Source organism: Paenibacillus sp. Negev47 (assembly GCF_058313655.1).
On the sequence record NZ_CM177754.1, the window covers coordinates 6030603 to 6047112 of the forward strand.

10 protein-coding genes and 1 rRNA gene are annotated in these 16510 nt (G+C 46.3%); 1 reads left to right on the forward strand and 10 read right to left on the reverse strand.

All coding sequences use genetic code 11. From position 1 onward, the window contains the following. Nucleotides 1–90: 90 nt before the first annotated feature. Nucleotides 91–1643 (reverse strand): 16S ribosomal RNA (locus AC4G47_RS27250). A gap of 751 nt (nucleotides 1644–2394) precedes the next feature. On the opposite strand from AC4G47_RS27250, the gene AC4G47_RS27255 reads away from it, so the two are divergent. Then, nucleotides 2395–3762, forward strand: a complete 1368-nt coding sequence (locus AC4G47_RS27255; protein WP_491103637.1) for a molybdopterin-dependent oxidoreductase — start codon at nucleotides 2395–2397, stop codon at nucleotides 3760–3762. A gap of 138 nt (nucleotides 3763–3900) precedes the next feature. Here the strand turns inward: AC4G47_RS27255 and ligA are convergent, their stop codons facing one another. The 9 genes from ligA to rfbB form a co-directional block, all read right to left on the reverse strand. Next, nucleotides 3901–5916, reverse strand: coding sequence for an NAD-dependent DNA ligase LigA (gene ligA, locus AC4G47_RS27260; protein WP_491103638.1), 2016 nt, complete (start codon nucleotides 5914–5916; stop codon nucleotides 3901–3903). A 424-nt stretch (nucleotides 5917–6340) separates the two neighbouring features. Further along, nucleotides 6341–8695 (reverse strand): DNA helicase PcrA, encoded by a 2355-nt coding sequence (gene pcrA / locus AC4G47_RS27265; protein ID WP_491103640.1) that lies wholly within the window; start codon nucleotides 8693–8695, stop codon nucleotides 6341–6343. Between the two features lie 489 nt (nucleotides 8696–9184). Beyond that, entirely contained in the window at nucleotides 9185–9880 is a 696-nt protein-coding gene (gene pcrB / locus AC4G47_RS27270; RefSeq protein ID WP_491103641.1) for a heptaprenylglyceryl phosphate synthase, read from the reverse strand. Between the two features lie 115 nt (nucleotides 9881–9995). Further along, nucleotides 9996–10871 carry a phosphatidylinositol-specific phospholipase C/glycerophosphodiester phosphodiesterase family protein gene (locus AC4G47_RS27275; RefSeq protein WP_491103643.1) on the reverse strand — a complete coding sequence of 292 codons (876 nt, stop codon included), beginning with the start codon at nucleotides 10869–10871 and terminating at the stop codon, nucleotides 9996–9998. A 240-nt stretch (nucleotides 10872–11111) separates the two neighbouring features. Further along, a complete protein-coding gene (locus AC4G47_RS27280; protein WP_491103644.1) occupies nucleotides 11112–12512 on the reverse strand; it encodes an undecaprenyl-phosphate glucose phosphotransferase in 1401 nt (466 codons plus the stop codon). After that, nucleotides 12509–13453: a glycosyltransferase family 2 protein gene (locus tag AC4G47_RS27285; protein WP_491103645.1), complete on the reverse strand. Its 945-nt coding sequence runs from the start codon at nucleotides 13451–13453 to the stop codon at nucleotides 12509–12511. The genes AC4G47_RS27280 and AC4G47_RS27285 overlap by 4 nt, the downstream gene beginning before the upstream one ends. 134 nt (nucleotides 13454–13587) lie before the next feature. Then, nucleotides 13588–14526 (reverse strand): glycosyltransferase family 2 protein, encoded by a 939-nt coding sequence (locus AC4G47_RS27290; protein WP_491103646.1) that lies wholly within the window; start codon nucleotides 14524–14526, stop codon nucleotides 13588–13590. Nucleotides 14527–14617: 91 nt separating this feature from the next. Continuing rightward, nucleotides 14618–15487, reverse strand: coding sequence for a dTDP-4-dehydrorhamnose reductase (rfbD, locus tag AC4G47_RS27295; RefSeq protein ID WP_491103647.1), 870 nt, complete (start codon nucleotides 15485–15487; stop codon nucleotides 14618–14620). Beyond that, the gene (rfbB, locus tag AC4G47_RS27300) at nucleotides 15487–16509 is read right to left on the reverse strand and encodes a dTDP-glucose 4,6-dehydratase (protein ID WP_491103649.1); all 1023 of its coding nucleotides are present in this window, start codon (nucleotides 16507–16509) and stop codon (nucleotides 15487–15489) included. Before rfbB ends, rfbD begins: the two co-directional genes overlap by 1 nt. Nucleotide 16510: the final 1 nt, after the last annotated feature.

Below are 16510 nucleotides of genomic sequence, written 5' to 3' on the forward strand. Positions count from 1 at the left end.
CCAAGGTGAAGGACCGAAATGAATTGCGGTCGCAGGTTCTAAGAACCTGCTTATTTGAATGTTTCCGTTACAGGAAACGATTCTCCATAGAAAGGAGGTGATCCAGCCGCACCTTCCGATACGGCTACCTTGTTACGACTTCACCCCAATCATCTATCCCACCTTCGGCGGCTGGCTCCTTGCGGTTACCCCACCGACTTCGGGTGTTATAAACTCTCGTGGTGTGACGGGCGGTGTGTACAAGACCCGGGAACGTATTCACCGCGGCATGCTGATCCGCGATTACTAGCAATTCCGACTTCATGCAGGCGAGTTGCAGCCTGCAATCCGAACTGAGACCGGCTTTGTTGGGATTGGCTCCATCTCGCGATTTCGCAGCCCGTTGTACCGGCCATTGTAGTACGTGTGTAGCCCAGGTCATAAGGGGCATGATGATTTGACGTCATCCCCACCTTCCTCCGGTTTGTCACCGGCAGTCTATCTAGAGTGCCCACCCGAAGTGCTGGCAACTAAATATAAGGGTTGCGCTCGTTGCGGGACTTAACCCAACATCTCACGACACGAGCTGACGACAACCATGCACCACCTGTCTCCTCTGTCCCGAAGGAAAGGTACATCTCTGTACCGGTCAGAGGGATGTCAAGACCTGGTAAGGTTCTTCGCGTTGCTTCGAATTAAACCACATACTCCACTGCTTGTGCGGGTCCCCGTCAATTCCTTTGAGTTTCAGTCTTGCGACCGTACTCCCCAGGCGGAGTGCTTAATGTGTTAACTTCGGCACCAAGGGTATCGAAACCCCTAACACCTAGCACTCATCGTTTACGGCGTGGACTACCAGGGTATCTAATCCTGTTTGCTCCCCACGCTTTCGCGCCTCAGCGTCAGTTACAGCCCAGAGAGTCGCCTTCGCCACTGGTGTTCCTCCACATATCTACGCATTTCACCGCTACACGTGGAATTCCACTCTCCTCTTCTGCACTCAAGTCACCCAGTTTCCAGTGCGATCCGGGGTTGAGCCCCGGGATTAAACACCAGACTTAAATGACCGCCTGCGCGCGCTTTACGCCCAATAATTCCGGACAACGCTTGCCCCCTACGTATTACCGCGGCTGCTGGCACGTAGTTAGCCGGGGCTTTCTTCTCAGGTACCGTCACCTTGAGAGCAGTTACTCTCCCAAGCGTTCTTCCCTGGCAACAGAGCTTTACGATCCGAAAACCTTCATCACTCACGCGGCATTGCTCCGTCAGGCTTTCGCCCATTGCGGAAGATTCCCTACTGCTGCCTCCCGTAGGAGTCTGGGCCGTGTCTCAGTCCCAGTGTGGCCGATCACCCTCTCAGGTCGGCTACGCATCGTCGCCTTGGTGAGCCGTTACCTCACCAACTAGCTAATGCGCCGCAGGCCCATCCCCAAGTGACAGATTACTCCGTCTTTCCAGTTCTCTTCAGGCGAAGAAAACAACCATTCGGTATTAGCTACCGTTTCCGGTAGTTGTCCCAAACTTGAGGGCAGGTTGCCTACGTGTTACTCACCCGTCCGCCGCTAACTATCAGAGAAGCAAGCTTCTCTTCAAGTCCGCTCGACTTGCATGTATTAGGCATGCCGCCAGCGTTCGTCCTGAGCCAGGATCAAACTCTCCAATAAAGATGAATCCCAGTAGCGCGGTTAAACGCTATGAAAATCATCTCAAATATTTGAAAAGAGCGATAAGCTCATTTTGAATCTGACGATTCATTGTGAATCAAAAGTTACTATCCATTTGTTCAGTTTTCAAAGAACTTGTATGTCCGTTTATGTTGATGTTTGTCAACTGGACAGGAATCTTATCATATCATGTTAACTAACTTGCTGTCAACACTTTGTTTTCGTCACCGTTCAAGTGATTATGACAACCATTCGTTTGAGGCGACAAGAAATAATATATCACGTTGCGATTTATTTAGCAAGCATTTTTAATGAACCTTCTGATATCTCAAAAATCTTTATTAACGGCACCTTGTCTCCAACCTGTATTCGACAGATTAGCACATTCTCTGAACCCATGATCGGCTACCCTTAAAGTGTATTATATATAAAAGAAACAGAGCATTACTATAAATACGACTTCTAACTATAAGGAATTAAGGATCTAGATGAGGTTTAGCTGAGTCCCGATCAGGATAACGGTCCGTGCACTCCTCTTAGTTTGGAGAATGTGATCCAAAAACTCTATAATAAGGTATATAGATATAGGGATAAGCAATCGAATGCACTTTTTCATATGGTTAGCTCTATGAACAACCGTTAATCATCTCGTATGAACCTTACTTGGATAACACGCACTCCAATCAAAGTTGGCTATTACATATCAAAGATTAGAATAAACTCATTACTAACCTACTTGGGGTGATCGCGCTTGAATGAATGGTTAAAAAATGTACGCAAAGGTTACGGCAAAAAACTGGTTTCCATCCACGCTTGGAATGCCTGGATCGTTGTAATCCTTGCAATCTCGGGACTTATGCTGGTTGGTAGCTTTTGGCGTGAGATACTCGGAATTGGACGTGTATGGTTAAAATGGCTACATATCGTCGTCGGGCTAGCTATGCTTGCTCCGGTGGTATATTACTTGATTTTGGCCGGAAAGCACTGGAAACAACTCCGTAACAGGCCATGGCAGAGGGTAAATACTATTATCGTTCTCGTCCTGTTGGTGGGATGGCTCCTCTCGGGTATTGTATTATGGCAGTTCAAGCTAGCTGGACCACGTTGGTCAAATGCTGCACTTCTGATCCATGACCTGCTAACTTGGGTAGGCTTGCCTTATATTATTTACCACTCCATCACTCGAACCAAATGGTTAAAGGATCCTGCACGTCGTGCAGTGAAAACCAATACAACTTCAACACGAGCTCAAAATCAAGCTGATCCATCTGTCTCAATATCGGAGGAAAGCGAAACTACCGCTGCTATATCTTCTTCCCAGTTTGATCGCAATTCCGAGAGAGATTCCCTCAAGCCAGAAGAGCGACCACAACCAGTTTATACACGACGAGCTTTCATTCGTTCTGCTGTGGGGGTTGGTCTCGCCGTGACTCTTGGTCCTACTTTTATATCCTGGGTAGGACGAAATCTCAAGATAGATAATAGTATTGATAGCATGCTGGAGAACGATCCTAACCGTATGGTTCCTCTGCCACAACCGCTGTCTGCCTCTTCACCTCCCATCGGAGGCGGGGCTGAAGGTCATTTCCGCGTATATACAGTTACGCCTATACCGTCCTTCTCCAATGCTAACTGGTCTTTCCGAATCGATGGGCTGGTTGAACGGGCACAGGTATGGAACTGGGAACAATTTGTGAAGCTGGCGCGTACCGTACAGGTTAGTGATTTCCACTGTGTAACGGGATGGTCTGTGTATAAGAATACGTGGGAAGGCATTTCTCTTGCACAGCTTTTGAAACAAGCCGGAGTAAAGCCGGAAGCTCATAGTGTGAAATTTTATTCCGGTGATGGTGTGTATACGGATGCCATTACGATGGATCAAGCGCAGATGGAGGATATTATGGTCGCTGTCATGCATGATGGCAAACCTATCCCTGCTGATCTTGGTGGTCCGGTACGGCTCGTCATTCCTCAGATGTATGCCTATAAATCGGTAAAATGGTTAAATCGCATTGAACTCATCGACAGTGAACATATCGGTTACTGGGAAGAACGAGGATATGACAAGGATGCATGGCTTACAGGCGCATCTCAGCGTATCCCTAACAATATTAGTTGATCTTGATCATTTAAGATTGGTGACTGTGACTCGTTGTAATAATAATCTAGATAAATAGAAGAAGCCCCCGATCACGTATTCGTGTCTTCGGGGGCTTCTGGTGTCGCCATTATGAACTCTCTGATAAAACCTTTAACCCTAGGGATTCAAAAGACGTACAAGTTCGTCCTCATCCTCAATCGTAGGAATGCCAAGATCATGGGCTTTGGTAAGTTTACTACCTGCCTTCTCTCCGGCAATAACCAAATCTGTCTTTTTCGACACACTGCCAGTTACCTTCGCTCCGAGTGCTTCCAGTCTTTGCGTCGCCTCTTCCCGCGTCAATTGGTGCAGTGTTCCGGTCAAGACGACCGTTTTCCCACTGAAGAAGGAATCTTCCACAACAACAACGGCTGGTGCCTCAGGTGCCTGAGCTTTCACGCCCAAGTTGAGCATTTTCTCAATCGCAGCCTGTGTAAACGGATCTGCAAAAAAGTTTACGATGCTCTCAGCCACGACACCACCCACGTCGGGTAACTCAACCAGTTCTTCCACGGTTGCATTCATAATGGCGTGCAGATCCCGGTAATGATCTGCGAGCATGCGCGTGGTGGACTTACCTGTATTCGGAATACCCAGTGAGTATAAGAAGGAAGCCAGATCACGATCTTTACTGAGTTCCAGCGCAGCGATAAGGTTGTTTGCTTTCTTTTCGCCAAACCGCTCCAGCTTCACCAGATCATCAAACTGTAACGTATACAGGTCGGCAGGCTCACGTACGTTCAATTCATCATACAACTGAATCGCCGTTTTCTCACTGAATGTCTCGATGTCCATGGCATCACGGGAAGCAAAATGGGAAATACGTGCCACCGTTTGCGGTTTACACGCAAGTCTATTGTTACAGAATAGATGCGCTCCGCGTTGCTCCAGCGGGAATCCACATGCAGGACACTGCTCAGGGAAGACGATCTCCTCGCCATCACTCTCCTCAGTCACTTTACCCAAAATCTCAGGAATGACATCATTGGAGCGACGAATAAAGACCCGTGTGCCCAGAGCAAACTTCAGATTCTTGCGCTCAATATCGCCGACATTGTTAAGAGTACAGTTCTGTACCGTTACCCCCGCAAGTTCAACCGGTTCTACCCGTGCCAGCGGAGTTACTTTGCCGGTACGACCTACATTCCATACCACAGCGTTAAGAACCGTCGTGGTCTCTTCTGCCTCAAATTTATATGCCACCGCCCAGCGAGGGAACTTATCGGTATAACCCAGTACCTCACGGGTGCGCATATCCGTAATTTTGATAACAGCTCCATCGATCAGATAGTCCAATTGACCCCGGTTCTCCTGAATGGCAGCCAGTTGCTCCATTACATCATCAAACTCATGGAAATACGTGATGGATGGATTCACTTTGAAGCGGTTCTCACGCAGGAAGTCCATCATCTGCTGATGATTGGCAAACTGAATGTCATCCGAGTAGCCTACGTTATAAAAATAAGCATTCAGCCTACGCTCAGCCGTCGCCTTCGGATTCAGGTTACGGAGCGCTCCTGCTGCTGCATTCCGCGCATTCTTGAGCGGCTCTGCCGCCGTCTCATTGTATCGGTCCAGGACAGACAGATTCATGATGCCTTCACCCTGTACTTCAATCGTGCCGCTTATATAAGGAATTTTGAGTGGAACAGATCGGATCGTTCTAACCTGTGCCAAAATCCCTTCGCCCACCGTACCGTTACCACGCGTAGAGGCTTGTACCAACTCACCGTTGGTGTAAGTCAGGTTCAACGTCAATCCGTCAAACTTCAACTCGATGACATAACCTGGTTCCGGTAACGGCGTATCCGGATTTTTACTGTTATAGTCATTAATCAGTTTCAGTACACGGGTATTCCAGCTCCGTAGTTGCTCAATATTCTGCGCTTTGTCCAGACTCCACAATGAGGATAAATGGCGATGTGGGGTAAACCCCTTGAGCAATTCGCCACCCACACGCTGGGTGGGAGAATCAGGCAGAACCATGCCGCTTTCCCGTTCCAGCGTAACCAGTTCGTCGTACAGAAGGTCATACTCCTTATCGCTGATCTGTGGCTGATCCATCGTGTAGTACTGATAATTATGCTGATTCAGCTCGGTAACGAGTTGCTCCATCCGGTGCATCGGGTCCATACAGGGCCATCCCTCCGTTAATTTGATCATATATGTAGAACGAACACTCCTATTGCAATTGAACTCGGAGAACAGAATAACTTTCCATCGTTGGTAACACTACATAATTTCAATGAATGAAATATCCACACTAACACTCCGATAACAGAATAACTTTCCAATCGCTGTTATCCCCAAATTTCTTTTAATTCATTTTAAAAGGTAGAAATCCGGGGATAAAGGCGAACGCTTTGCTTCTTCAAGTTATTTCTGTTCTCTCCGTTACCGTGCCGATATTACATTGAACTTATATAGACTTCTAGTCATATCAATCAAGGTTAGAAATCCCGTGACAAAAACGAGGAAGATGCTTAAGAAGCAGCTTTCCTTAGGAAAGTTATTTTTGTTCTCTCTGTTATCATGCAAAAAGAAGTTTCGTTCAAAATTATTCTACTTTGGTAATTGGGGCAAAACCGGCAAGCAGACGTTTCACGCCAACCGGAGCCGGGAATGCAATCTGTAGTTCGGTATCATTCCCTGTACCTTTGACCGCAACAATCGTGCCTGTCCCCCATTTGCCATGCTGCACTTTGTCTCCTGCCTTAAACCCTGCTTCGCCATTAGAAGCTACAGGCTTGGAAGCTGATGATGGCGTAGCATATGTTGGGCGGGAGACACTTGTAGTCACACGCGAAGTTGGCGTGGATGAAGTAGCAGACGAACCGCTCTTGCTTTGGTGATCGAACAGCTTGGTGCCACCACCAAAGTTACTTCCTCCACTGGAACCAAGTCCACGTCCACCATACGAGCCGCCTCCACTACTGCCGCGGCGGTAACGATCACGAGCCATCGAGGTGTCTTCCTTCAGCTCATCCGGAATTTCATCCAGGAAGCGGGAAGGCGGGTTCGCTGTTGTACGGCCAAACAACGTCCGCATCTGCGCACAGGATAGGAAGAGTTGCTCTTCTGCACGAGTAATCCCCACATAAGCAAGTCGGCGTTCTTCTTCCAGCTCTTCATTGTCCATAAAGGCACGGCTATGCGGGAAGACCCCTTCTTCCATACCCACGATAAAGACAACCGGGAACTCCAGACCTTTGGCGCTGTGCATGGTCATCAGGGTAACAGCGTCACTCTGATCCTCTTCATCATCGTTCATGCTGTCGATGTCAGCAATCAATGCAAGATCGGTGAGGAAGGATACAAGCGTTTTGTCTTCATTATTTTTCTCAAATTCCATGGTTACCGACAGGAACTCATCAATGTTCTCCAGCCGTGCACGAGATTCGAGTGTATTTTCATTTTGCATCTCAAGACGATATTGACTCATCTCTAGAATCTTCTCGGTCAATTCAGTTACAGACAGATACTCTACCATCTGATGCAACGCTGCGATCATGTCATAGAACTCCACCAGCGCATTCCGCGTACGACCAGCAAAACCAAGATCGTCCACGACCTGAAGCACTCGGAAAATAGAAATCCCACGCTCTCCTGCCGCAGCCGCGAGCTTCGCTACCGTTGTATCCCCGATACTACGCTTAGGTACATTAATGATCCGGGTGAGACTGATATCATCGTCGGGGTTGGATAGCAGGCGCAGATACGCCAGAATGTCCTTAATCTCTTTACGATCATAGAACTTGATGCCGCCGACAATCTGATACGGAATATCAGACTTGATCAGAATTTCCTCTATTACCCGGGACTGGGCGTTGGTACGGTACAAAATAGCATGGTTCTGATAGGATTTGCCGTTCTGCACATTTTTACTAATCTCGGAGGTGACAAAATACCCCTCATCATGTTCGGAATCCGCACGGTACACCTTGATCTTCGAACCACCCTCTTTGTCCGTCCACAGTTTCTTCGGTTTACGTCCTGTATTCAGGCCGATCACTTCATTCGCTGCATTCAGGATATTGGAAGTAGAACGGTAGTTCTGCTCCAGCAAAATCGTATTTGCTTCTGGGTAATCTTTCTCGAAGTTCAGGATATTGCTGATATCCGCCCCGCGCCAGCGATAAATCGACTGGTCACTATCCCCTACAACGCAGATGCGGTGGTGACTGTCAGCCAGCATGCGGCACAGCATGTACTGTGCACGGTTCGTATCCTGGTATTCATCGACGTGAATGTACTGGAATTTCTTTTGGTAAAAGTCGAGGACCTCAGGCACTTCTTTGAAAAGTTGAATGGTCTGCATAATGAGATCGTCGAAATCAAGCGAGTTGTTGGCTCTTAACCGTTTCTGGTACATCTTATATACCTTCGCCACAATACCCTCGAAATAGTCTCCCGACTGCTTCTCATATTGCTCCGGACTGATCAGTTCATTCTTCGCCGTGCTCATCATGGATTGAACTGCCTTAGGTTCAAACTTCTTCGTATCAATATTCTGGTCTTTCATACAGCTGCGAATAACAGATAGTTGGTCCGATGAGTCCAAAATGCTGAAGTTGGAGGTAAAACCAATACGTTCAATGTCACGGCGCAAAATACGTACGCACATGGAGTGGAACGTGGATACCCAAATGTCGCGGCCCTGAGATCCACCTACGAGTTGGGATACCCGGTCCTGCATCTCACGGGCGGCTTTGTTCGTAAATGTAATCGCTAAAATGCCCCACGGGGGTGCCTTCCGTGTTGCAATGAGGTAGGCAATCCGGTGCGTCAGCACCCGGGTCTTGCCGGAGCCCGCTCCGGCCATAATCAGCAGCGGGCCATCCGTCGCCTCGACGGCTTGCCGTTGAGGAGTGTTAAGTCGTGCAACGGCATCATGTATATTTACAGGTTGCATGCATGCATGCTCCTTTCGTTGGTTGGTCTATAAAGCAAAATTAATAGGTTACACTCGCCACTCCGATGACAGAATAATCTTCCGATCGCTGTTATTCCCGGATTTTTCGATCTACTTTTTCAAAGGTGAAAATCCGGTAATAAAGGCGAACGCTCCGCTTCTCCAGCTTATTTCTGTCCTCTTCGTTCTCGTGTAAAAATTAGTTTAGCTTATATTTAAAGGTAGTAAAAATACAAGAGAGAACACTTCGTTTCTTCAGATTGCTTCTGCACTCTACGTTTCTGTGTAAACATAGTCCTGTATACAAATCGCTTAGTAAAAGGTGAAATCCAGGAATAACGGTGAACGCTTCGTTTCTCCAGCTTACTTCTATCCTCTTCATTTTCGTGTAAACGACATTACGCTCATATAACTTCTTTAATTAGTAAGGGCAAAGTACTATTTTAACAGATCATAAGGGGGAAATGGGGGATTGGTAAACTAAACCGATTAAACGGTTCCTTTCACGGCCAACACCGTCTCAAGTGCCTTATTCAAATCACTATACACAATGTTACCTACCACGACGGTGTCTGACACCTGGGCAGCTTGCGAGGCTTTCTCCGGATCATCAATTCCGCCGCCATAGATGAGGTGTGCCCGATCCAGTTGTCTGTGCGTCTCACCAACAAGCTCCATATCTCCGAACGTTCCACTGTACTCCATATATACAATGGGAAGATTGAGCAAGCGTTCTGCAGCCTGGGCATATGCCACGGCAGCCCCTGTCGTCAGTTCGGTATCCGCACCAGTCAACCGCGCTACCGTGGAGTTCCCATTAAGCACAATATAGCCCTCGGCAATAAGCAGATCCCATGGAATGAGATAACCATAACGCTCTATGGCCTGCTGGTGATGTCCAATCAGCCATTTGCTATCCGTAGCATTCAGGACCATCGGGATCAAATATCCGTCAAACCCGGGAACAACGGCTTCCAGATCGGATACTTCAAGCACACAGGGCAACTCATAGCGACGTACCCGGGACATCAGGTCTACCGTGTTATCATAGGTAATTCCCGAAGATCCGCCGACGATAATCGCATCGGTCCCCGACATGCAGACCAGATCGAGTTCTTCGTCCGTAATTTCCCGGTCCGGGTCAAGCTTAAATACATGTCTCCACTGCTTAATCATGTCTATCAACGAACATTCCTCCAGAGGTTCTTCTGCATCCTAGAAAGCTTGTAAACTAAGTCTAAGTCAGCAGACAGTGAGTGTCAATGTTCGTATAAAAAGGGGAACAGGAAAGCAGGGCTTTTTATGGTTTCCAAGCAAAACGTGTATTCATCTCATCCAGTTCCTGCTCCGTCAGCACGTCTGAGTATACCCCGTACACGCCCCACTTCTCATAGTTAGCCACTTGTTCAGTGTCGTTGATGGTATGCACGTAGGTGACTGAACCTGCACTATTCAGCTTGGCTACGAAATTCTGGTTTACTTTATATTCCGGCATGGTTACGGCATCAATATCATTTTTTTGCACAAAATCAACAACCTGTGCTTCTGTATCCTGTGTTGCATATAACGTATAGATAATGGAAGGGAATGCATAGACTTCTTTTACCGTATCAAGCATCGGTTCGTTATAGATCTGTACCACTACCCGATCCAGCACGGAGGGATCATGTTCTTTGGCTGCATCCACCAGGGACTGTAACACCTGCTGAATGTCCTCGTCCTTCTGTTCCTTGGTGTCGGTTACAATATACATATCCGGGTACTGAGCCAGTACATCTATGATGCCAGCGGCATCCATAGGTTGATACATGCCCAAGATTGGTGTATCCATGAATTCATCATGTGTCAGCGCCCCGGCATGTTTATCCTCCGGAAGCTCTTCGTCTTGTCCTAGCATTTTGCTCATATTAGCGGTCCACTCATGTCTTGCTACGGCTTTGCGATCTGAGGTAAGCATAAAGTCGATCTCAAATACACGTGTGCCTTTCTCGTAATTGGCAATCATCGCCTCATAGGCGTTGGTGTAAGGCTGATCACGAATGCTGCCCATCGCATGGGCTATTAATCTATAAGCGGTAAATCCGTCCCGTTGTTCTTCACTCTGGCTTTCATAGGCAAAAAAGAGTGTACCTACGGTAACGATTAATAATGTTAAAACGGCGGCAATGCGTTTCATATGGCATTCACATCCTCAGTACCTTTTTAAAGATAATTGAATTTATACGTTTTCAGCGGAGCTGAACAATTCGATTATCGCAAGAAAAACTTCAGCTAAACGCGGTCTGTCTTCTGTGAGAGTACGTCGATAGACATTTTTCTTATAGCTAACTACCCGAAATGAGGAGGTGTAAAACAAAATAACCGCCCGGAGGCGGCTGTTAAATCGTGGTATGCAAGATTAAATGAATTGTGAATCTCAGTAAGCATTCTTAAGGCCTTTGCGAATAGTCTCCCATATGATTTTGATATCAAATAATAAAGACCAATTTTCAATGTAAAAGATATCTTGTTCAATTCGATCCTCGATTGAGGTATCTCCTCGTAGTCCCTTGCTCTGTGCTAATCCTGTTATTCCCGGGCGAACGTGGTGTTTGATCATATATTTCGGGATTTCGTCCCGGAATTGGTTCACGTAGTAAGGACGTTCTGGCCTAGGCCCAACTACACTCATATGGCCAAACAAAACGTTGAAAAATTGAGGTAACTCATCTAGACTTGTGCGTCTAATAAAAGTGCCAAAAGCCGTTCGTCGCGGATCATTCTTGGTGGACCACCCTGTGTCCATTGTGCCCTCAGGAATGACTTTCATCGAGCGGAATTTGAACATCATGAAGTTGCGTCGGTTAAGTCCTACTCGCTCTTGTTTGAAGATGACGGGCCCAGAAGAAGTAAGTCGTACTCCTACCGCGACAACGAGCATTACCGGAGAAGTTAAGAGGATCGCAGTGAGAGAGAAAAGAATATCGAAAGTTCTCTTCATCAATCGGTTCACCGCAATATCCAGTGGAATGTCGCGAACGTTAATCATGGGCATACCCGCAAAGTTATCGAAATGCGGCCGTGCTGGCAAGTAATCAAAGAAGTCAGGAATGATTAGAGTTCGAACTCCTGCCTTCTCACACACATTGATAATATGCGAATACTTATCATGAGCATCCAGAGGTAAAGCCAGAATCACTTCATCAACAAGATGCGTGGACAAGAACTCTTCCAGTTCGTCGATTCGGCCAAGAATGGGTTTGTATCTCTTCTGTTCACTCTGATCCCAGTGACGGTAATCATCCAGGAATCCAGTCACTTCATATCCAAGTTCGGGATAATTTCTAAGGTTGTCATAGAAACGCTTGCCTAGTGATCCAGCACCAAGGATGAGCACAAACTGACGGTTGAAGCCTTTTTTGCGCAAGCGTTTCAGTTGCACTTTCACTATATAGCGATAAAACAGTGTGAATGATACATTGCCAATCATATACATGGCAAGATATGCACGAGAGATGTTTACTTCCTTGAAAAAGAACATCAGGCTCATTAGCATGAAGAAGGCTATGCCATGAGACTGGACGATTTTCCAAAGTTCGTCTACAAATCGTTTTTTTCGCTTGGCTATATACAGGGAAGACATCAGTCCTGTGATGATAGCAAGAGCTGCGTAAACCAAGCTCCACATCATATATTTCTCTATAGGTAGTGGATTTTGGTTCGTTAACAGGTCACTCTCAAATTTCAGCCACCAGGCCAACAAAAATGAAAGCTGGATTACGCCAAAATCAGCCGCAATATACAATTGGGTTAGAAATCGTTGATTACGCCGAATCATGGGTTCACCTCGGAAGATGCTTCATTCTCCGCTCTCATGCGGGCTGTAGACTGCCCTTGACGGGAAGGAGGAGACAACTTGCTACGTAGCAAAGACAGTGTGAACTTGAGTGAAATCCCCATCCACACAGCTGTATTCGTGAGTAGATTGTACTTCTTCGCGTAGTGTTTGCGGTGGAACACCCACATCGCTCTATGAAACTCATACGTTATTTTCAAAGGTTTACGACGAGCACTGCCGCCCTTGTAGTGCACAATATATGTACGCGGATAATAAAAAATGCCCCATCCCGCCTCTTTGATGCGATAACACCAGTCAATATCTTCTCCATACATAAAGTATGTCTCATCCAACCCGCCAACCTGGTCAATCGTCTCACGACGTACAAGCATGAATGCACCGACAAGACAGTCTACCGGGTATTCGTCATCCGGACTGAGATGTCCCAGTTGGTATTGATTGAACTTCGGCCGATCGGGGAATAGACGAGAAATACCGAATGCGTAATAAAATGAAGCAGATGGCGTAGGAAATCCACGCTTACACGCCTTATCCAAGGAGCCATCCGGAAGAATTACCTTGCAGCCAGATGCTCCCATCTCAGGATTGCGATCCATGAAGTAGATCATGGTGTGAAGGGTATTCGGCTGGATGACCGTATCGGAATTGAGAAGTAGTATATAGCGGCCTTTGGCTACTTCCATTCCTTGATTATTGGCTACGGCGAAACCTGTGTTGTCACGATTTGCAATTAGTTGAACCTCTGGGTATGCGTCACGGATCGCTTCTACGGAACCATCATGAGACGCATTGTCTAAGACAATAAGCTCGTATTGGTAAGAAGTTTGGGATGCATACACCGATGCCAGACAGTCCAGTGTTAGCTGGCGTGTATTGTAGTTGACGATGATGATGCTGGCGTCAAGTAGGTACGTATTCATTTTCGATGCCTCCCGCAAAGGAGTATCTGTTGATTGAAACATTTTAAAAACTCCTGACTTCATCTCTATGTTTAACTAATGAAAGTATAGCATATCATGGGCAGATGAGTGGAAATCAAAGACAATATCTCGATTTATATTTTCCTCAACACGTATATAAGCTTAAGAACAACGTCATCTAAAAATGCTTGACGGTAAAAAGGCATTTTAACCGCATAACCAATTCTTTTAACCCCATTGCAATCCAGTTGGTTTAAAAAATGTTGCAAGTTCTTTTGCTGATGCGAAGGTAACTTATCTCTATAGAGTTCCAAGAACAATCTCGCTTGTTTACTCAAAATTGAATGATTCTTTCCATTCACGAAACGGTTCCACCTGTTCTTCCATTTTATAAACCATTTATCATTTCTCCCGCCAAGAACATTCCCTTGATGTTGCCGATACAAAATGGTTGGTTCTTCATCAAAGATCACTTCACCAAAGGAGCTAACAAAAAGATATATCCACCAATCATGCATGATGATGTGGGTTAGATCAGAAGGGACATTTGCCCTGATCTGCTCGAATGTGACCGAGTTCAAGACCATGGTACAACCAACACAACAGTTTTCTACCAGAGCATTATACATGCTGAGCGGCTTTGGAGGCAGATGAGGCCATACGTTCAGATGGTTCAAATCCTGATCTACCATTTGTGTAGAAGAACAATACATCAGCGGTACGTCTAATGGCCCCGACTGCAATTTCACTACAGCTCTACTCAGTTTGTATGACTTCCACACATCGTCTTGATCACAAAATGCATAGAAGTCGTATATAGGCTGAGTTTGTCGCATTAATTCAAAAAAACTTCCGATTACGCCTACATTTTCCCCTTCAATCATACGAATCTGATCCGGATATGCCTTGGCATACCCACGAACCTTCTGGACAGTTTCATCGGAAGAACCATCATCCCTGATATGAATGTGGAGATCTACCTGACTCTGTGCAAGAAGGCTTTCGAGTTGTTCATCAATATACTTTGCTCCGTTATATGTAGAAAGCATGACACATACTTTAGGCTGGTTCACGTTTCACCTCAAAAATTAACTTTTCTTCATTATATACGAAAACTCCCGCCCAGAAATACCAGAGCGAGAGTTACCTAAAAGGATGTTATACTTATTTAGTTTCCGACAAGGAACAAATAAACTCTTTTAGTCCGTCCCGCCATGAGCGGAAATCCGTCAAGCCATTTGTCCGAATGGACATGTGGTCCATAACTGAATTGACGGGCCTAGGAGCCGGTCTGGGAAACTGTTCGGTTGTGCAAGGTTCCAATTTTGCTTGAATGGATACCCCTCCAGTGGTTTGAGCCTCCTCAAATATAGCCTGAGTAAATTCATACCATGTACAGGTGCCACTATTGGAGGCGTGATATATTCCATACATTTCTGTAGCCATGAGTTCCATAAGGAATCTTGCCAAATCTACAGTATACGTAGGCGATCCTTTTTGGTCATGTACTACCTGAAGCTTTGGTTTTTCCTGACCCAGTTTCAGCATCGTTTTGACAAAATTATTCCCGTAAAGGCCGTACACCCAAGAAGTACGCACAACAAACCATTTGGAGGACAAAGACTGTACCAGTAATTCTCCTGCTCGTTTGGACTTGCCATACACACTTTGCGGATTCGTATCATCGTATTCCTGATAGGGATTTACCGAGTTTCCGTCAAATACATAGTCCGTACTAATATAGATAAGTTTGGCTCCAGCTTTTTCTGCCGCTACAGCAACATTGCGTGTTCCTACCGCATTCACCTTATACGCACCATCGATATCCGTCTCCGCTGCATCTACGGCTGTATAAGCCGCACAATGAATGACCACTTCAGGATGATAAGAGGAGATGACGTCATTACACTGTGCCTGATTCGTAATATCCATCTGATTCCGATCACAAGCAAGAACAGAATGTCCCTCCTTCTCCAAAAGAAGAACGACATCCCGTCCCAGTTGTCCGTTTGCTCCAGTAACCAAAACTTTCATTACTTCACGTCTCCCAATCGAGAGCCATATTGCTTGGCATAGTACTGCTGATACACGCCGGACTGAATACGGGTCCACCATTCTTTGTTATCCAGGTACCATTGAATGGTCTCCTTGATCCCGGTTCCAAACGTATGCTTCGGTTTCCAACCTAGTTCAGACATCGTTTTGGTCGGATCAATGCCGTATCTGCGGTCATGCCCAGGCCGATCTTGCACGTATTTAATTAAAGATTTTGGCTTGCCGAGTTGCTCCAAGATGGTTTTTACAATGTGCACGTTGGTTCGCTCATTATTGCCACCGATGTTGTAGACCTCACCGTTACGTCCTTGATGGATCACCAGGTCGATAGCACTGCAATGGTCTTCAACATAAAGCCAGTCCCGGATGTTCAATCCATCTCCGTAAACAGGCAAGGCTTCATCAGCAAGGGCACGGGAGATCATAAGTGGGATCAGTTTCTCCGGAAACTGATAAGGGCCGTAATTGTTGGAGCAACGGGTGATATTCACTGGAAGACCAAAGGTCTCATGATACGCACGCACAAGCAAATCCCCACCTGCTTTGGACGCCGAATATGGGCTGTTGGGTTGCAATGGTGTCTCTTCAGTGAATAGGCCTGTTGGACCCAGCGAACCATATACCTCATCCGTTGATACTTGAACGAATTTGGAGATATTGTGTTTTTTGGCTGCCTCAAGCAGTGCTTGGGTACCATTCACATTCGTTCGTACAAACACATCCGGTTCCAAAATGCTGCGATCTACATGAGATTCGGCTGCGAAGTTAACGACAACGTCCACACCTTGGCCAATCAGGCGATCCATCTCGGCAGCATCTGTAATGTCTGCTTTGACAAAAATATGGTTTTTGTTGCCTTCAAGTGATTTCAAGTTTTCTAGATTACCTGCATACGTCAGAGCATCTACATTAATAATTTCGTAATCAGGATGCTGCTCCAACATATACATCACAAAATTACTTCCAATAAAACCGGCCCCGCCGGTAACGAGCAGTTTCATA